This is a genomic window from Pseudomonas sp. MYb13, assembly GCF_002980075.1.
GTDB lineage: Bacteria > Pseudomonadota > Gammaproteobacteria > Pseudomonadales > Pseudomonadaceae > Aquipseudomonas > Aquipseudomonas lurida.
In genome coordinates, this window is the sequence record NZ_PCQI01000005.1 from 286,155 (window position 1) to 304,391 (window position 18,237).

General features: G+C 62.4%; 14 protein-coding genes. 9 read left to right on the forward strand and 5 right to left on the reverse strand.

The features are described from left to right. The first annotated feature begins 24 nt into the window (after positions 1–24). Genes CQ002_RS12760 through CQ002_RS12795 form a run of 8 tightly spaced genes read left to right on the forward strand, consistent with a single transcriptional unit; the run spans position 25 to position 6,530 of the window. Positions 25–1,272 carry an NAD(P)/FAD-dependent oxidoreductase gene (locus tag CQ002_RS12760; protein ID WP_105161536.1) on the forward strand — a complete coding sequence of 416 codons (1,248 nt, stop codon included), beginning with the start codon at positions 25–27 and terminating at the stop codon, positions 1,270–1,272. Continuing rightward, positions 1,269–2,003 (forward strand): class I SAM-dependent methyltransferase, encoded by a 735-nt coding sequence (locus CQ002_RS12765; protein WP_105161535.1) that lies wholly within the window; start codon positions 1,269–1,271, stop codon positions 2,001–2,003. The genes CQ002_RS12760 and CQ002_RS12765 overlap by 4 nt, the downstream gene beginning before the upstream one ends. Further along, positions 2,000–2,482, forward strand: coding sequence for a hypothetical protein (locus CQ002_RS12770; RefSeq protein WP_105161534.1), 483 nt, complete (start codon positions 2,000–2,002; stop codon positions 2,480–2,482). The genes CQ002_RS12765 and CQ002_RS12770 overlap by 4 nt, the downstream gene beginning before the upstream one ends. Continuing rightward, a complete protein-coding gene (locus CQ002_RS12775) occupies positions 2,479–3,645 on the forward strand; it encodes a beta-ketoacyl-[acyl-carrier-protein] synthase family protein (RefSeq protein ID WP_034105878.1) in 1,167 nt (388 codons plus the stop codon). The genes CQ002_RS12770 and CQ002_RS12775 overlap by 4 nt, the downstream gene beginning before the upstream one ends. Continuing rightward, positions 3,642–4,103 carry a hotdog family protein gene (locus tag CQ002_RS12780; RefSeq protein ID WP_034105880.1) on the forward strand — a complete coding sequence of 154 codons (462 nt, stop codon included), beginning with the start codon at positions 3,642–3,644 and terminating at the stop codon, positions 4,101–4,103. Before CQ002_RS12775 ends, CQ002_RS12780 begins: the two co-directional genes overlap by 4 nt. Continuing rightward, positions 4,100–4,828: a 3-oxoacyl-ACP reductase FabG gene (gene fabG / locus CQ002_RS12785; protein WP_105161533.1), complete on the forward strand. Its 729-nt coding sequence runs from the start codon at positions 4,100–4,102 to the stop codon at positions 4,826–4,828. The genes CQ002_RS12780 and fabG overlap by 4 nt, the downstream gene beginning before the upstream one ends. Next, positions 4,828–6,054 carry a beta-ketoacyl-ACP synthase gene (locus CQ002_RS12790; RefSeq protein ID WP_034105884.1) on the forward strand — a complete coding sequence of 409 codons (1,227 nt, stop codon included), beginning with the start codon at positions 4,828–4,830 and terminating at the stop codon, positions 6,052–6,054. Before fabG ends, CQ002_RS12790 begins: the two co-directional genes overlap by 1 nt. A 26-nt stretch (positions 6,055–6,080) precedes the next feature. Then, positions 6,081–6,530: a hypothetical protein gene (locus CQ002_RS12795; protein WP_034105886.1), complete on the forward strand. Its 450-nt coding sequence runs from the start codon at positions 6,081–6,083 to the stop codon at positions 6,528–6,530. A gap of 152 nt (positions 6,531–6,682) precedes the next feature. On the opposite strand, the gene CQ002_RS12805 is transcribed toward CQ002_RS12795, so the two are convergent. Further along, a complete protein-coding gene (locus CQ002_RS12805; protein ID WP_034105888.1) occupies positions 6,683–7,576 on the reverse strand; it encodes a LysR family transcriptional regulator in 894 nt (297 codons plus the stop codon). A 184-nt stretch (positions 7,577–7,760) separates the two neighbouring features. Between CQ002_RS12805 and CQ002_RS12810 the strand changes: the two genes are divergently transcribed. Then, positions 7,761–8,975 (forward strand): MFS transporter, encoded by a 1,215-nt coding sequence (locus CQ002_RS12810; protein WP_371919451.1) that lies wholly within the window; start codon positions 7,761–7,763, stop codon positions 8,973–8,975. Between the two features lie 142 nt (positions 8,976–9,117). Here the strand turns inward: CQ002_RS12810 and hemE are convergent, their stop codons facing one another. From hemE to CQ002_RS12840, 4 genes are all read right to left on the reverse strand, one after another. Then, positions 9,118–10,185, reverse strand: coding sequence for a uroporphyrinogen decarboxylase (gene hemE / locus CQ002_RS12815; protein ID WP_034105892.1), 1,068 nt, complete (start codon positions 10,183–10,185; stop codon positions 9,118–9,120). Positions 10,186–10,427: 242 nt separating this feature from the next. Next, complete coding sequence (locus CQ002_RS12825) at positions 10,428–11,846, reverse strand: FAD-dependent oxidoreductase (RefSeq protein WP_034105894.1); 1,419 nt, start codon at positions 11,844–11,846, stop codon at positions 10,428–10,430. Between the two features lie 32 nt (positions 11,847–11,878). After that, positions 11,879–16,324, reverse strand: coding sequence for a glutamate synthase large subunit (gene gltB / locus CQ002_RS12830; RefSeq protein ID WP_034105896.1), 4,446 nt, complete (start codon positions 16,322–16,324; stop codon positions 11,879–11,881). Between the two features lie 349 nt (positions 16,325–16,673). Then, positions 16,674–18,233, reverse strand: coding sequence for an SPOR domain-containing protein (locus CQ002_RS12840; protein WP_034105902.1), 1,560 nt, complete (start codon positions 18,231–18,233; stop codon positions 16,674–16,676). Positions 18,234–18,237 lie beyond the last annotated feature (4 nt).

Here is an 18,237-nt window from a genome sequence, read left to right on the forward strand (position 1 = left end):
TCGCCCATGCGGCAAGGAGCCCTCGTGCCTACAGTTGAAATGGAACGTCGCCAGGTGGTGGTGATTGGTGCCGGTCCGTCCGGGGCAATCGCCGCCGCGCTGTTAAAGCGCAAAGGGCATGATGTATTGATCATCGAGCGCCAGCATTTCCCGCGATTCTCGATTGGCGAAAGCCTGCTGTCCCACTGCATCGACTTCATTGAAGAAGCCGGCATGCTGGATGCCGTGCAGGCGGCGGGGTTCCAGGTGAAAACCGGTGCCGCGTTCGCCTGGGGCGAGCGCTACAGCGCGTTTGATTTCGGTGACACCTTCAGCAACGGCAAGCCCACCACCTACCAGGTTCAGCGCGGCGAGTTCGACAAGCTGCTGGCGGACCAGGCGGCGCTACAAGGGGTGGATATCCGCTATGGCGAAACCATCATCGGCGTGGATTTCAAGGGCGAGTCCCGCTACCTGCACGTACGCCGCGAGAACGGCAGCGAATACCACCTCAAGGCCAAGTTCGTGCTCGACGCCAGCGGCTACGGCCGCGTGCTGCCGCGCCTGCTGGAGCTGGACGTGCCGTCGGACTTTCCGGTGCGCCAGGCAGTGTTCACCCACGTAGAAGACCGTATCGAACACCCAGGCTTCGACCGCACCAAGATCCTGGTGACCACTCATCCTACCAAGCGCGATATCTGGTTCTGGACCATCCCGTTCAGCAACGGTCGCAGCTCGGTGGGCGTGGTCGCGGCCAAAGAGCATTTCGACGGCCGCGACAGCGATCTCGACGCTTGCCTGCGCGGCTTTATCGATGAAACCCCAAGCCTGTGCGGTGTGCTGCAAAACGCCGTCAGGGATACGCCGGCGCGGACCATCGGCGGCTACGCCGCCAACGTGAAGAGCCTGCACGGGCCAGGCTTTGCGTTGCTGGGCAACGCGGCGGAATTCCTTGATCCGGTATTTTCCTCCGGGGTAACCATCGCCATGCGTTCGGCGAGTATGGCGGCCGGCGTGTTGCATCGTCAGCTCAACGGCGAAACCGTGGACTGGCAAACCGAGTTTGCCGACCCCCTGAAGCGCGGCGTCGACACCTTCCGCTGCTACGTCGAAGGCTGGTATGCCGGCACCTTCCAGGATGTGATCTTCCATCCGGGCAGTTCGCCGGAGATTCGCCGGATGATCAGCTCGATCCTCGCCGGTTATGCGTGGGATGAACGCAACCCGTTTGTGAGCGAGCCCAAGCGACGGTTGCGGATGCTGTCGGAAATCTGTGCAGGGGATGCAGCGTGAGCAGTCAGTACTTGAGTAAAAATTACGTCGAAGAAACCAGGTTCGGCTTATGGTTCCTGCGCAGCCACACCTGGCAACACCGCGTGTTGCGCGTGGCGATCAACGACCTGCGCAGCCTGTTCACCGAGCCCTTGCCAGAAGCGCCGGTGCTGCTGGACGCCGGCTGCGGCCAGGGCAAGTCCTTCACACTGCTGCAGCAGGTGTTTGCCCCCGCACGCCTGATCGGTGTGGACGCCGACCCTCACAGCCTGGAACTGAGCCGTGAAGAAGCGGCGCGCCAGGGCTTGGCCATCGAGCTGGTCGGCAGCGACTGCGCCACCCTGCCAGTGCCGGACGAAAGCGTCGATATCCTGTTCTGCCACCAGACCTTCCACCACCTGGTTGAACAGCATCGCGCGCTCAACGAGTTCTACCGTGTGCTCAAGCCGGGCGGCTATTTGTTGTTCGCCGAATCCACCGAAGCCTACATCGACACCTGGGTGATCCGCTGGCTGTTCCGCCACCCGATGCATGTGCAGAAAAGCGCCGAAGAATACCTGCAGATGCTCCGCGAGCAGGGTTTTGAATTCGGCCCGCAGAACGTCTCGTACCCCTACTTGTGGTGGAGCCGCTCCAGCGACTTCGGCCTGCTCGAACGCTGGGGCCTGCGCAAGGCGCCACCGGTGGGCCAGCGCGAAGAAACCTTGGTTAACTGCGTAGCGCGCAAACCCTTGGCGAGCTCCGCCCCATGATGCGCAAGCTGTTGATGGGTTGCCTGTTGCTGCTGAGCGCCTGCGCCAGCCAGCCGCCACTGCCCGAAAAAGCACCGGCCCTGGCCTTGCCACTGCAACTGCATGTGCAGCGCCTGGCTGACGGCCAGAGCCAGGACTGGCTGCTGGTGATCCAGCGCGAAGACGGCGGCATTCGCTGGTCGATGATGGACCCGCTGGGCATCCCCCAAGCCCGGCAAAAGCTGGTCAATGGCCAATGGCAGGCCGACGGCTTGCTGCCGCCCAACCCGCAGGCGCGCGAGTTGTTTGCCGCGTTGCTGTTTGCGTTGACCTCGCCGGCTGATGTGCGCGCACTGTACCCCAGCGCGCAGGCAATGGACTTGACGCGCACCCTGCCGGGCCATTGGCAGATCGTGTATCAATCGTCTGAGGTCTTCAGTGTGAACATCACCGGGCAGCCGTTGAGCTACCGCATCACCCCCCTAGGAGCGGCCCGATGACCGCCTACCTCAACGCCCTGGGCGTGATCTGCGCCCTGGGCCGTGGCCAAGCCGAGGTCAGCCGCAGCCTGTTTGCCGGTGACTGTTCCGGCATGCGTGCCGAAAGCGGTTGGGTGCCGGAACGCGTGTTGCCGGTGGCCGGTGTACAGGGCGAACTGGCAACCATTCCCGTTGAGCTGGGCCAGCAAAGCAGCCGCAATAACCAGTTGTTGCTGGAAGCAGCGTTGCAGATCGAAAGCGAGATCCGCCAGGCGATCCACACTTACGGCGCGTCACGGGTTGGCGTCGTGCTCGGCACCAGCACGTCGGGTATCGACGAAGCCAGCCGTGGCATCGCTCACTTTCTGCGGGAAAACCAGTTCCCTGGCGACTACGACTACCAGCAGCAGGAACTCAGCGCGCCGGCGAACTTCCTCGCCGACTGGTTGCAACTGAGCGGCCCGGCCTATGTGATCTCCACCGCCTGCACCTCCAGCGCCCGCGCGTTGATGAGTGCCCAGCGCCTGCTGGACCTGGGCGTGTGCGATGCCGTGATCTGCGGCGGCGTCGACAGCCTGTGCAAGCTGACGCTTAACGGCTTCAGCTCACTGGAGGCGGTGTCGAACGAGCGCTGCAACCCGTTTTCGGTGAACCGCAACGGCATCAACATCGGCGAAGCGGCCGTGCTGTTCCTGATGAGCAAGGAGGCAGCGCCCATCGCCCTGCTGGGCAGCGGCGCCAGTTGCGATGCGCACCACATTTCAGCGCCCGAACCCACCGGCAAAGGCGCGTTGCAATCCATGCGCAAGGCCCTGGCCAGCGCCAGATTGCAGCCTGCGCAGATCGGTTACCTGAACCTGCACGGTACTGCCACCCAGCATAACGACGCCATGGAAAGCCTGGCTGTCGCCAACCTGTTCCCGCAAGGCGTGGCCTGCTCGTCGACCAAGCCCATGAGCGGCCATACCCTGGGTGCAGCCGGCGCGCTGGAAGCGGCGTTCTGCTGGCTGAGCCTGGTTCACGACCGGGTGCCACCGCATGTGTGGGACGGCCAGGCCGACCCCGCATTGCCCGCCTTGCAATGGGCCACCGCCGGCACCAGCCTGGAAAAGCGCTGCCTGATGAGCAATTCGTTTGCCTTCGGCGGTAACAATGTCAGCCTGATAATCGGAGAGGCCCCATGATCGATTGGCCACTCGCCGAACTGCTGCCCCATGGGGGCGACATGATCCTGATCGACCAGGTGCTGTCGTTCGATGAAGAGCACGTTCATACCCGCACCACCGTCAAGCCTGGCGGCCTGTTCAACCGCCCGGACGGCAGCCTGCCGGCCTGGGTCGGCATCGAGTTGATGGCGCAAAGCGTCGCCGCCTACGCCGGTTGCCACGCGCGCCAGAAAGGTGAAGCCGTGGAGCTCGGCTTCCTGCTCGGCACACGCAAGTTCGAGTGCAACGTGGAGTGCTTCCCGGCAGGCGCCGAGCTGAACATCCATGGCCTGCGCTCCCTGGAAGACGACAACGGCATGGGTGTGTTCGAATGCCACCTGACCGGCACGGGTATCCAGGCCAGCGCCCGCTTGAATGTATTTCGACCGCCCCAGGCGGCCAACTATTTAGAAGAATCGAAGGACGTAACGCCATGACTGAATCCGTACTGGTCACCGGCTCCAGCCGTGGTATCGGCCGCGCCATCGCGCTGCGCCTGGCCCAGGCCGGGCATGACATCGTGCTGCATTGCCGCAACGGCCGTGCCGAAGCGAATGCGGTGCAGGCCGAAGTTGAAGCCCTGGGCCGCAAGGCGCGGGTGCTGCAATTCGATGTGGCGGATCGCGCGTCGTGCAAGCAAATCCTCGAGGCGGATGTGGAGCAACATGGCGCCTATTACGGCGTGGTGCTCAACGCCGGCCTGACCCGTGACGGTGCGTTCCCTGCCTTGTCGGAAGACGATTGGGACGTGGTGATGCGCACCAACCTCGACGGTTTCTATAACGTGCTGCACCCGGTGATGATGCCGATGATTCGTCGTCGCGCGGCCGGGCGTATCGTCTGTATCACCTCGGTTTCCGGGCTGATCGGCAACCGCGGCCAGGTCAACTACAGCGCCTCCAAAGCTGGCCTGATTGGCGCAGCCAAAGCCCTGGCCATCGAGCTGGGCAAGCGCAAGATCACCGTCAACTGCGTGGCCCCCGGCTTGATCGACACGGCGATGCTGGATGAAAACGTGCCGGTGGAAGAACTGATGAAGATGATCCCTGCGCAGCGCATGGGCACACCGGAAGAAGTCGCCGGCGCGGTGAATTTCCTGATGTCGGCCGAGGCTGGCTACATCACGCGCCAGGTGCTGGCCGTGAATGGGGGCCTGTGCTGATGAAACGCGTCGTCGTCACCGGCATGGCCGGCATGACTTCCCTGGGCAGCGATTGGGACACCATCGCCGCCAACTTCCGCGCCAACCGCAGCGGTATCCGGCGCATGGACGAGTGGGACCGCTTCACCGAATTGAACACGCGCCTGGCCGGGCCGATCGACGACTTTGTCGTGCCCCCCCACTGGACACGCAAGCAGCTGCGCAGCATGGGCAGGGTCTCGCGCCTGGCGGTCTGGGCAGCGGAGCAGGCGTTGCAGGACGCGGGCTTGCTCGGCGACGAGTCGATCAAGGACGGGCGCATGGGTGTGGCGTGTGGCTCGTCCACCGGCAGCACCGACGAGATCAAGGCATTCGGCAACATGCTGCTGAACTCGGTCGCAGAGGGGCTGAATGCCAACTCCTACGTGCGCATGATGCCGCACACCACTGCGGCGAATATCAGCATCTTCTTTGGCCTGACCGGTCGGCTGATCCCCACCTCCAGCGCCTGTACCAGCGGCAGCCAGGGCATCGGCTATGCGTATGAGGCGATCAAGTTCGGGCGCCTGCCGTTGATGCTCGCCGGTGGGGCCGAAGAGCTCTGCCCCACCGAAGCGATGGTGTTCGACGCGCTCTACGCCACCAGCCTGAAGAACGACGCCCCGCAAACCAGCCCACGGCCCTATGACAGCGGCCGCGACGGCCTGGTGATCGGTGAAGGCGGTGGCATGCTGGTGCTCGAAGAGCTGGAACATGCCTTGGCGCGCGGTGCGCATATCCACGCCGAGATCGTCGGCTTTGGCAGCAACGCCGACGGCCAGCACACCACCCGTCCGGAGCAGAAAACCATGCGCCGCGCGATGGAGCTGGCCCTGGAAGACGCCGGGCTGGAGCCCTCGGCGATTGGCTACGTCAACGGTCACGGCACCGCCACCGACCAGGGCGACATCGCCGAAACGCTGGCGACCAGCAGCCTGTTCGGCAGTCGCATGCCTATCAGTTCGCAGAAAAGCTTCCTCGGCCACACCCTGGGCGCCTGCGGCGCTTTGGAATCATGGTTCAGCATCGAGATGATGAACCGCGACCAGTACGTGCACACGTTCAATCTCGACACCGTCGACCCACAGTGTGGCGAACTGGACTATCTGCAGGGTGGCTTTCGCGAGATGCACCACGACTACGTGATGAACAACAACTTCGCCTTTGGCGGCGTCAACACGTCGTTGATCTTTCGTCGCTGGTCCTGACTTTTTAATCGATTGGAGAAAACGGAATGTCTTCCTTGCTTCGCGCTGCCCTTATCACCCTGGCCTTGCTGACCGCCGCTGGCTGCACCAGCAAACCGGTACTCAATACCCAGCACGACCTTCCGGCCAATGCTCAGGTCAGCGAAGAAAAAATGAAAACGGTGATCGTCAACGCCCTGCAAAAACGCGAATGGACGGTTCAACGCCTGAGCCCGCAACGGGTGCAGGCCGAGATCACCGTGCGCAACCAGTATTACGCGGCCATCGACATCACCTACACGCGCAACAGCTACGCCATCACCTACCGCGACAGCCGCGAGCTGGGCTACAAGGACGGCAAGATCCATCGCAACTACAACCGCTGGGTGAACAACCTGGACAGTGACATCATGGCGGGTCTGCGCGGCAATGGCGCGAATGAGGCGGGCACGGCGGCGCAGTTGTTTGAGCAGACGGGGACTTCGAAGCAGAACTGAATTTCACCGCTCGCCAGGGATGATAGAGATTAAAGGTGGGAGCTGGCTTGCCTGCGATGCGGGTGCCTCGGTGCATCAGGTACACCAGGGGGATGCTCTCGCAGGCAAGCCAGCTCCCACATCGACCTGCTTCGTTTCGAGGTGCGCGGTTGTTACTGAGCAGCCTTGCGCGTGAGCAACTCCACGAACGCCTTCGCCATGGGCGTTTGCGCGCCCTTGCGCTGCACCAGCCACACGGCCGTCACCGCCTCCGGGTCCAGCAGCGTGCGATATACCACGCCATCGATGCGTATGCGCTGGTATGACGCCGGCAGCACCGACACGCCCAGGCCCGCCGCCACCAGGCCAATGATGGTCATCGCCTCCCCCGCTTCCTGGGCAAAGTGCGGGCTGAAGCCGGCATCACGCGCCAGGTTGAGCAACTGGGCATAGAGCCCACTGCCGTAGGTTCGCGGAAAAAACACGAACGGTTCCTGCGCCAATTGCGCCAGGTGCAAACCGCGCTCACTGCCCTCCACCAACGGGTGACCGGCATTCAACACGGCCACCAGCGGCTCGCGCATCAGCTCGACCACACTCAGCGAATCCGGCAACGGCAGCGGGCGCATGAGCCCTACCTGGATCGACTCATCGACCAGCGACTCAGCCACTTCGGTGCTGCTCATTTCCTGCAGATTCAGGTGCACCGCCGGGAACGCCTGGCGAAACGCAAAGATCGCCTGGGGAATGCTGGAGTTGAACGGTGCCGACGAGGTGAAACCAATCTTCAATTCGCCCAGCTCACCCAACTGCGCCCGGCGCGCTACATCCGCGGCCTTGTCGACTTGCGCCAGCACCAGCCGTGCCTCTTGCAGAAACAAGCGCCCCGCTTCGCTCAGCTCGACCCGACGATTGGTCCGTTCAAACAATCGCGCGCCCACCTCCTGCTCCAGCGCCTGGATCTGCTGGCTCAGCGGCGGTTGCGAGATGCCCAGCACCTGCGCGGCCCGGCCGAAATGCAGCTCTTCGGCGACGGCAATGAAGTACCGCAAGTGACGCAATTCCATGCAAGCCTCATTAGGTCGTTAAAGCTATCAAACAGGTCGAACAATATATTGGAAAGAATCATTAGGGAGCTATATTCTTTTTTGCATTGCCGGTCCTGGCACGCTCTTCCCCCCCGAGGTCCCCGTGAAAGCTGCTGTCGCTCCACTCGCTCAAGACGTCCCGCCCACTGCGCTCGATGAGGTCGTGGCCCAGCTCAACGACGCGTACATCGAAAAAGGCACACCGATGTTCATGCGTACGGTGCTGGCGCTGTTCTCGGGCGGGTTCGCCACCTTCGCGTTGCTGTATTGCGTGCAGCCGATGATGCCAGCGCTGTCCCACGAATTTTCCATCAATGCGGCGCAAAGCAGCCTGATCCTGTCAGTGGCCACGGCGATGCTGGCGTGTGGCTTGCTGATCACAGGGCCGATCTCCGACAGCCTTGGGCGCAAGCCGGTGATGGTGTCCGCCCTGTTCTGCGCCGCGCTGGCGACCATCGCCAGCGGCTTGATGCCGACCTGGGAAGGTATCCTGCTGATGCGCGCACTGGTGGGACTGTCACTGAGCGGCCTGGCAGCCGTGGCCATGACCTACCTGAGCGAAGAGATCCACCCGCAGCACATCGGCCTGGCCATGGGCCTGTATATCGGCGGCAACGCGATTGGCGGCATGAGCGGGCGCCTGATCATCGGCGTGCTGATCGACTTCGTCAGCTGGCACACCGCAATGCTGATCATCGGCGCCCTGGCACTGATCGCGGCCACGGTGTTCTGGAAAATCCTCCCCGAATCGCGCAACTTCCGCGCCAGCAGCCTCAAGCCTCGTAGCCTGGTGGAGGGCTTTGTCATGCATTTCAAGGACGCGGGCCTGCCGTGGTTGTTCCTTGAAGCGTTCCTGCTGATGGGCGCGTTCGTGACGATGTTCAACTACATCGGCTATCGCCTGCTGGCCGATCCTTACGACCTGAGCCAGGCCGTGGTCGGCCTGCTGTCGCTGGTGTACCTCTCGGGTATCTACAGCTCGGCAAAAATCGGTTCCCTGGCCGACCGCCTCGGCCGCCGCCGCGTGCTGTGGGGCACCATCGTGCTGATGCTCACTGGCATGGCACTGACTCTGTTCACCCCACTGTGGCTGGTGGTGCCGGGCATGCTGATCTTTACCTTTGGCTTCTTCGGCGCCCACTCGGTGGCCAGCAGCTGGATCGGCCGCCGCGCGGTCAAGGCGAAGGGGCAGGCATCGTCGCTGTACCTGTTCTGCTACTACGTGGGGTCGAGTATCGCGGGGACGGCGGGCGGGTTCTTCTGGCACTTTGCCGGGTGGAACGGGATTGGGGCGTTTATCGTGGCGCTGTTGATTGGGGCGTTGCTGGTGGCGTTGAGGTTGGCGAAGTTGCCGCCGTTGGGGAATGTGAAGGCCTGAGGCACCACTGTTTTTTATGGGGGAGCTGGCTTGCCCGCGATGCCGGTGGTAAATCCAACACCGCTATCGCAGGCAAGCCAGCTCCCACATTTTGATTTGTGTTCAGCCATTAAAAAGCCCGGCATCAAGCCGGGCTCTTTTATTACTCGTGGTATTGCGCAGACAGTTCGTGCACCGCACGCAGGAAGGCGCCGGCGTGCTCCGGGTTCACTTCCGGGGTGATGCCATGGCCCAGGTTGAACACATGCCCGGTGCCTTTGCCGTAGCTGGCCAGGATGCGGCCGACTTCGGTGCGGATCGCCTCCGGCTTGGCGTACAGCACAGTCGGGTCCATGTTGCCTTGCAGCGAGACTCTGTCACCCACACGGCGACGGGCATCGCCGATATCGCAGGTCCAGTCCAGGCCCAGTGCATCGGCACCGGCATCGGCGATGCTTTCCAGCCACAGGCCGCCGTTCTTGGTGAACAGGATCACCGGCACCTTGCGGCCTTCGTGTTCGCGGATCAGGCCGCTGACGATCTTGCGCATATAGGCCAGGGAGAACTCCTGGTACGCCGCCGCCGAGAGGTTGCCGCCCCAGGTGTCGAAGATCTGCACCGCTTGGGCGCCGGCCATGATCTGGCCGTTGAGGTAGGAGGTGACCGACTGCGCCAGCTTGTCCAGCAACAGGTGCATGGCTTGCGGGTTGTCGTAGAGCATGGCCTTGGTCTTGCGGAAGTCTTTCGACGAGCCGCCTTCGACCATGTAGGTGGCCAAGGTCCATGGGCTGCCGGAGAAGCCAATCAGCGGCACGCGGCCGTTAAGCTCGCGGCGGATGGTACTGACGGCGTCCATCACATAGCCAAGGTCTTTGTGTGGGTCAGGGATCGGCAGGGCTTCGATATCAGCCAGGGTGCTGACCACCTTCTTGAAACGCGGGCCTTCGCCGGTTTCGAAGTACAGGCCCTGGCCCATGGCGTCAGGGATAGTGAGGATATCGGAGAAGAGGATGGCCGCATCCAGTTGTGGGTAGCGGTCCAGCGGCTGCATCGTGACTTCGCAGGCGAACTCCGGGTTCATGCACAGGCTCATGAAATCGCCGGCGTTGGCGCGACTGGCGCGGTATTCCGGCAGGTAGCGACCAGCCTGGCGCATCATCCACACAGGGGTGACGTCCACAGGTTGCTTGAGCAGGGCACGAAGGAAACGGTCGTTCTTGAGGGCAGTCATGTCGGCATCCGCAAAAAAAGTGCGGGCATTTTCTCAGAGAGCGACGCAAAAGGCACGGAATGCGCCGTGCCTTTTGTCTATCGGGTCAATTTGTCGCGGACATGAAAGCACTGCCAAACGAATGTGGGAGCGGGCTTGCTCGCGAAAGCGGTGGGTCAGTCGACACATCGAGTGACTGATACACCGTATTCGCGAGCAAGCCCGCCCCCACATTTTCACCCCACTTCAACGCGGGATCAGGATCAGACCTGCAGGTAATCCAGGATCCCTTCAGCGGCGTTACGGCCTTCGAAGATCGCCGTTACCACCAGGTCAGAACCGCGCACCATATCGCCACCGGCGAAGATTTTCGGGTTGCTGGTCTGGTGCTTGTACTGGCCTTGTTCCGGGGCGACGACGCGGCCCTGGCTGTCGGTCTGGATCTGGAACTGCTCGAACCACGGCGCCGGGCTTGGACGGAAGCCGAAGGCGATGACCACGGCGTCGGCCGGGATGATCTCTTCGGAGCCCGGGATCGGCTCGGGGCTGCGACGGCCACGGGCGTCTGGTTCGCCCAGACGGGTCTCGACCACCTTCACACCTTCGACGCGATCTTCACCGACGATAGCGATCGGCTGACGGTTGTAGAGGAATTTCACGCCTTCTTCCTTGGCGTTCTTCACCTCTTTGCGCGAGCCCGGCATGTTGGCTTCGTCACGGCGATACGCACAGGTCACCGACTTGGCGCCCTGGCGGATCGACGTACGGTTGCAGTCCATCGCGGTGTCGCCACCGCCCAGCACCACGACCTTCTTGCCCTTCATGTCGACGAAGTCTTCCGGCGACTTTTCAAAGCCCAGGTTGCGGTTGACGTTGGCGATCAGGAAGTCGAGCGCGTCATACACGCCCGGCAGGTCCTCACCGGCAAAGCCGCCCTTCATGTAGGTGTAGGTGCCCATGCCCATGAACACGGCATCGTATTCTTCGAGCAGTTGCTCCATGGTGATGTCTTTGCCGATTTCGGTATTGAGACGAAACTCGATACCCATGCCGGTGAAGACTTCACGACGGTTGCTCAGTACGGTTTTTTCCAGCTTGAATTCGGGAATACCGAACGTCAGCAGGCCGCCGATTTCCGGGTTCTTGTCGAACACCACCGGGGTCACGCCGCCACGTACCAGCACGTCGGCACAGCCCAGGCCCGCAGGGCCCGCGCCGATGATCGCGACACGCTTGCCGGTCGGCTTGACCTTGGACATGTCCGGGCGCCAGCCCATGGCGAACGCGGTGTCGGTGATGTACTTCTCCACCGAACCGATGGTCACCGCGCCAAAGCCGTCGTTGAGGGTGCAGGCACCCTCGCACAGACGGTCTTGCGGGCACACCCGGCCGCAGACTTCCGGCAGGGTGTTGGTCTGGTGCGACAGCTCGGCGGCGGCGAGGATGTTGCCCTCGGCCACCAGTTTCAGCCAGTTGGGAATGAAGTTGTGCACCGGGCACTTCCATTCGCAATACGGGTTACCGCACCCCAGGCAGCGGTGGGCCTGGTCGGCCGAGTGCTGGGGTTTGAAGGGTTCGTAGATCTCCACGAACTCTTTCTTGCGTTGACGCAACAGTTTCTTCTTCGGATCTTTGCGCCCGACATCGATGAACTGGAAGTCGTTATTCAGACGTTCAGCCATGTTAAAACCTCATCAAACTCTTCAGGCGCATATCACTGCGGGTTGGCACGGATGCTGGAAAGCAACGATTTCAGGTTGGCAGCCTTGGGCTTGACCAGCCAGAAACGACGCAGGTAATCATCGAGGTTTTCGGCGAGGTTACGACCCCATTCGCTGCCGGTCTCCTCGACGTACTCGTCCAGCACGTGCTGCAAGTGGTTCCGGTAGGACTCCATGGCTTCGCCGCTGATCCGCTGGATCTCGACCAACTCGTGGTTGACCTTGTCGACGAAGGTGTTGTCCTGGTCGAGCACGTAGGCAAAACCGCCAGTCATGCCCGAACCGAAGTTGTAACCGGTCTTGCCCAGTACCGCGACAAAGCCCCCGGTCATGTACTCGCAGCAGTGATCGCCGGTGCCTTCCACCACGGTGTGGGCACCGGAGTTACGCACGGCGAAACGCTCACCGGCCGTACCCGCGGCGAACAGCTTGCCACCGGTGGCGCCGTACAAGCAGGTGTTGCCGATGATGGCACTGTCCTGGGTCTTGTAGACGCTGCCTTTAGGCGGAACGATCACCAGCTTGCCGCCGGTCATGCCCTTGCCCACGTAGTCGTTGGCGTCGCCTTCCAGGTACATGTGCAGGCCGCCAGCGTTCCACACGCCGAAGCTCTGGCCCGCAGTGCCCTTGAAGCGGAAAGTGATCGGCGCTTTCGCCATGCCCTGGTTGCCGTGCTTGCGCGCGATTTCGCCAGAGATGCGTGCGCCAATGGAACGATCGCAGTTGCAGATATCCAGGGCGAATTCGCCACCGCTGGCGTCGTTGATCGAGGAGGCAGCCATCTCGACCATCTTCTCGGCCAACAGGCCTTTGTCGAACGGTGGGTTGCGGTCCACCTGGCAGAATTGTGGCTTGTCTGCCGGGATATGGTCGCTGCCCAACAGCGGCGTCAGGTCCAGATGGTTCTGCTTGGCAGTCTGGCCTTCGAGGATATCCAGCAGGTCGGTACGCCCGATCAGCTCTTCGAGGGAACGCACGCCCAGCTTGGCCAGCCACTCACGGGTTTCTTCGGCAACGTAGGTGAAGAAGTTCACCACCATGTCGACGGTGCCGATGTAGTGATCCTTGCGCAGCTTCTCGTTCTGAGTGGCGACGCCGGTGGCGCAGTTGTTCAGGTGGCAGATGCGCAGGTATTTGCAGCCCAGGGCGATCATTGGCGCAGTACCGAAACCGAAGCTTTCAGCGCCGAGGATCGCGGCCTTGATTACGTCGAGGCCGGTTTTCAGGCCACCGTCGGTCTGCACGCGAACTTTGCCGCGCAGGTCGTTGCCACGCAGGGTCTGGTGCGTCTCGGCGAGGCCAAGCTCCCACGGCGCACCGGCGTACTTGATCGAGGTCAGCGGCGAAGCGCCGGTGCCGCCATCGTAGCCGGAGATGGTGATCAGGTCGGCATAGGCCTTGGCCACGCCGGCGGCAATGGTGCCCACGCCGGCTTCTGCTACCAGTTTCACCGAGACCAGGGCCTGCGGGTTGACTTGTTTCAGGTCGAAAATCAGCTGCGACAAGTCTTCGATCGAGTAGATGTCGTGGTGCGGTGGAGGCGAGATCAGGGTCACGCCCGGCACGGCATACCGCAGCTTGGCGATCAGCCCGTTGACCTTGCCGCCCGGCAATTGGCCGCCCTCACCGGGCTTGGCGCCCTGGGCCACCTTGATCTGCAGCACTTCGGCGTTGACCAGGTACTCCGGGGTTACGCCGAAACGGCCGGTCGCCACCTGCTTGATTTTCGAGCTCTTGATCGTGCCGTAGCGCGCCGGGTCTTCACCGCCTTCGCCGGAGTTGGAACGCGCACCCAGGCGGTTCATGGCTTCGGCCAGGGCTTCGTGGGCCTCAGGCGACAGGGCACCAAGGGAAATACCCGCGGAGTCGAAGCGCTTGAGGATCGATTCCAGCGGCTCGACCTCGGCGATGTCCATCGGCGTGTCCAGGGTCTTCACCTGGAACAGGTCGCGGATCATCGACACCGGGCGGTTATCCACCAGCGCGGTGTATTGCTTGAACTTGGCGTAGTCGCCCTGCTGCACAGCGGCTTGCAGGGTGTTGACCACGTCCGGGTTGTACGCGTGGTATTCGCCACCGTGCACGAACTTGAGCAGGCCACCTTGCTGGATCGGCTTGCGCGCGCTCCACGCTTCGGCTGCCAGGGCTTTCTGTTCGGCTTCGATGTCGACGAAACGCGCGCCCTTGATGCGGCTCGGCACGCCACGGAAGCTCAGCTCGCACACTTCTTCCGACAGGCCGATGGCCTCGAACAGCTGCGCGCCACGGTAGGAGGTGACGGTGGAGATGCCCATCTTCGACAGGATCTTCAGCAGGCCCTTGGTGATGCCCTTGCGGTAGTTCTTGAACACCTCATAGAGGTCGCCCAGCACTTCACCGGTACGGATCAGGTCGCCCAGCACTTCGTACGCGAGGAACGGGTACACCGCCGAGGCGCCGAAGCCGATCAACACCGCAAAGTGGTGTGGGTCACGGGCGGTGGCCGTTTCCACGAGGATGTTGGAGTCGCAACGCAGGCCTTTCTCGGTCAGGCGGTGGTGCACCGCGCCGGTGGCCAGGGAGGCGTGGATCGGCAGCTTGCCTGGGGCAATATGGCGATCGGTCAGCACGATCTGGGTGCGGCCGGCGCGCACAGCTTCTTCGGCCTGGTCGGCGACGTTGCGCACAGCGGCTTCAAGGCCGAGGCTCTCGTCGTAGTTCAGGTCGATGATCTGGCGGTCGAAACCCGGGCGCTCCAGGGTCATCAACGAGCGCCACTTGGCCGGTGAAATCACTGGCGAGCTGAGGATCACGCGAGAAGCGTGCTCTGGCGACTCCTGGAAGATGTTGCGCTCGGCACCGAGGCAGACTTCCAGGGACATCACGATGGCTTCGCGCAGCGGGTCGATCGGTGGGTTAGTCACCTGGGCGAACTGCTGGCGGAAATAGTCGTACGGCGTGCGCACGCGCTGGGACAGCACGGCCATTGGCGTGTCATCGCCCATGGAGCCGACGGCCTCGTAGCCTTGCTCACCGAGCGGACGCAGCACCTGGTCGCGCTCTTCGAACGTGACCTGGTACATCTTCATGTACTGCTTGAGTTGGTCGACGTCATAGAAAGCCGAACCGTGGTCGTTGTCTTCCATGGTCGCCTGGATGCGCAGGGCGTTCTTGCGCAGCCATTGCTTGTACGGGTGACGCGACTTCAAGCGGTTGTCGATGGCATCGGTGTCGAGGATCTGACCGGTTTCGGTGTCCACGGCCAGGATCTGGCCAGGGCCTACGCGGCCTTTGGCGATGACATCTTCCGGCTTGTAGTTCCACACGCCGATTTCCGAGGCGAGGGTGATGAAGCCATTGGTGGTGGTCACCCAACGCGCCGGGCGCAGGCCGTTGCGGTCGAGCAGGCAGACCGCGTAGCGGCCGTCGGTCATGACCACGCCGGCCGGGCCGTCCCACGGCTCCATGTGCATCGAGTTGTACTCGTAGAATGCACGCAGATCCGGGTCCATGGTCTCGACGTTCTGCCACGCGGGCGGAATGATCATGCGCACGCCACGGAACAGGTCAATGCCACCGGTGACCATCAACTCGAGCATGTTGTCCATGCTGGAGGAGTCGGAACCGACGCGGTTGACCAGCGGGCCGAGCTCTTCGAGGTCCATCAGGTCGTTGGCGAACTTGGTGCGACGGGCCACGGCCCAGTTGCGGTTGCCGGTGATGGTGTTGATCTCGCCGTTGTGGGCGAGGAAGCGGAACGGCTGGGCCAGCGGCCATTTCGGCAGGGTGTTGGTGGAGAAGCGCTGGTGGAACACGCAGATTGCGGTTTGCAGGCGCTCGTCGCTCAGGTCTGGATAAAAGGCGGTCAAGTCCGCCGGCATCATCAGGCCTTTATAAATGATGGTCTTGTGCGAAAAGCTGCAGATGTAGTGGTCGGTGTCGGCGGCGTTGGCCACGGACGAGCGACGACGCGAGGTGAACAGCTTGATCGCCATGTCCTGGTCGCTCAGGCCTTCGCCTGCGATGAACACTTGCTCGATCTGCGGCAGGCGCTCATTGGCCAGGCGGCCGAGCACGCTGGTGTCGATTGGTACTTTGCGCCAGCCGACAAGTTGCAGGCCGGCAGCCAGGATCTCGCGGTTCATGTTCTCGCGAGCCGCTTCGGCCTTGACCGGGTCCTGGTTGAAAAACACCATGCCCACGGCGTACTGCTTGGGCAGGTCGGCAGCAAATTGTTCTTTTGCGACAGCGCGCAGGAACTGGTCGGGCTTTTGAATCAGCAAGCCGCAGCCGTCACCGGTCTTGCCGTCGGCGTTGATCCCACCGCGGTGGGTCATGCAGGTCAGGGCCTCGATGGCCGTTTGCAAAAGGGTATGACTGGGCTCGCCCTGCATATGGGCTATCAGGCCGAAACCGCAGTTATCCTTGAATTCATCGGGTTGGTACAGACCTGCTTTCATAGACACTTTCTCACCAGGCTGCCTCTTATATCGAGGCAAATTTCTTTTCAATTCAACCGGTTACCTTCCACGCCGAACGTACGCCGGCTTAGCGGGGGCAAAAGGGAGGTCATTGTACACACCGACACAGACGCTCACAAATTTAGCGACGAAATGTCGCAAATCTATGTCGCATTTATGAAAGGTTTAAAGCGATATGCTGTGCTAGTCAAAACTTTTTTAATTCTGACCGCTACGACTCAAAAGCTACTGTGACGCAGACACCACAAAGCGCGCGGCCTTCAGGGCTGCACGCTGTTGTAGTTTTTTGAGGTGCCGGGAGGGCGGCCTGGGTAAGGCCGCCGGATCTTCAGCGAGTTGTTGCGAGTTCTTGTTGAACGCTGGCAACAGTGCGTGGCCAAGGTTTACCAGCCTGGACCTTCGCTGGCAAGGTTTTGATCGCAGAATCAGCTGCGGCACGGCTGGAGAAGTTGCCGTAGGTGATCACGTAGAGAGGCTTGCCGTTGAGCACTTTCTTGAAATAACGGTACTCGCCGCCCTGCTCTTTCACGAACGCCTGGGCGTTGGCTTCGGAGCTGGTGCCGAGGATCTGCACCACGAAATTACCGGTAGGCTGGCTGCTGTACCAGCTGCTGCCAGCGGCGCCCGCCTTGGCAACGGTGGCGGCTGGCTTCTCGGCAGGTTTGGCAGCCGGTGCAGGGGCAGGCTTGGCGGCTGGCGCAGGCGCAACCGGCTTGGTCACGGGCGCCGGCTTGGCAGTGGCCACCGTAGGCGCAGGTGTCGGCTTGGCAGCGGGCTGGCCCGCTGGCACGCCTGCTGGAGGTGCAGTAGTGGTCACGGTTGGCGGTGTGGCGCTGGAGCCTTCCACCGGCACGCCGTCGTCACCTTCGGAGATGCCGCCGGCTTCTTCGGCAAGGGGACCACGCATGACCGGCTGGCCAACCATCGGCAGGTTGGTCGGTTGGCCAGAGTTGGCGAATTCGACGTTTGGCGTGGGCTTGCCCAGTGGCAACTGCGCCTGTTCGGTTGGCGCGCCAGCAGTCGTCGGTGCCTTGCTGCGACCCGGGATCAACCAGGCGGCGGCGACAGCGACCACGACAACGGCGGAAATAGCCAATACGTGTTTCTTAGGCATAGTGAACCCCATCTTTGGACGCTTGACCGCAGAGCGGCTGGCAATCATGGCTTCGATCATGGCATCGCGGGCGACCTGGTTGATGGTGCCAGGCCAGCCGTCGGAGCTTTCGTGAATATCAGAGATCTGTTGTGCGGAGAAAAGTTCGATGCCCGCCCCTGCGCCTTCCAGGCGTTGAGCCAGGTATTCGCGGGTTTCTTCCTCTTCGTACGGTTGCAACTCGATGACGTGGAACAGCTCCTGCTCACCGCTGATCTGCTCAAGCTCAGCGATCAACGACGACTCACCGAACAGGAACACGTGCGGGCGACCTTCCGGCGTACCCGCTGCGAGCGCCAGCAGCGCTTCGAGGGCGGATTCGTCGAGCTGCTCGGCGTCATCCACCAGCAGGTAGACTTCCTGACCGGTCAGGCCCAGCTGCACGACCTGCTTGAGGATCGCGTTCGGCTCCGCAGTGGACACGTCCAGCGCCTGCGCAACTTGACGCAGCACGCCCGCAGCATCGCCGGCACCACGCGCCGACACCACCACGCTCTGCACCGATTGCTTGTTGGTGCTGGCGACCAAGGCCTGGCGCAACAGGGTTTTACCGCTGCCCAGCGGCCCGGTCACGACCAGCAGCAGCTGGCTGTAGCGTGCGAGGTGGTGCAACTGGCCGAGCACGGGCTTGCGCTGGGCCGGGAAAAATTTGAAACCAGGCACCCGTGGAGCAAAGGGGTCGTGGCTCAACTGGTAATGGCCGAGGAACGCCTCGTCGGCATGCAAACTAGTCATCGCG

Coding starts and splice junctions, on each gene's coding strand:
- CQ002_RS12805 (WP_034105888.1), bottom strand. CDS start 7,576: ATGGAATTGCGTCACTTGCGGTACTTCATTGCCGTCGCCGAAGAGCTG.
- CQ002_RS12790 (WP_034105884.1), top strand. CDS start 4,828: ATGAAACGCGTCGTCGTCACCGGCATGGCCGGCATGACTTCCCTGGGC.
- CQ002_RS12795 (WP_034105886.1), top strand. CDS start 6,081: ATGTCTTCCTTGCTTCGCGCTGCCCTTATCACCCTGGCCTTGCTGACC.
- gltB (WP_034105896.1), bottom strand. CDS start 16,324: ATGAAAGCAGGTCTGTACCAACCCGATGAATTCAAGGATAACTGCGGT.
- fabG (WP_105161533.1), top strand. CDS start 4,100: ATGACTGAATCCGTACTGGTCACCGGCTCCAGCCGTGGTATCGGCCGC.
- CQ002_RS12770 (WP_105161534.1), top strand. CDS start 2,000: ATGATGCGCAAGCTGTTGATGGGTTGCCTGTTGCTGCTGAGCGCCTGC.
- CQ002_RS12825 (WP_034105894.1), bottom strand. CDS start 11,846: ATGGCTGAACGTCTGAATAACGACTTCCAGTTCATCGATGTCGGGCGC.
- hemE (WP_034105892.1), bottom strand. CDS start 10,185: ATGACTGCCCTCAAGAACGACCGTTTCCTTCGTGCCCTGCTCAAGCAA.
- CQ002_RS12840 (WP_034105902.1), bottom strand. CDS start 18,233: ATGACTAGTTTGCATGCCGACGAGGCGTTCCTCGGCCATTACCAGTTG.
- CQ002_RS12775 (WP_034105878.1), top strand. CDS start 2,479: ATGACCGCCTACCTCAACGCCCTGGGCGTGATCTGCGCCCTGGGCCGT.
- CQ002_RS12780 (WP_034105880.1), top strand. CDS start 3,642: ATGATCGATTGGCCACTCGCCGAACTGCTGCCCCATGGGGGCGACATG.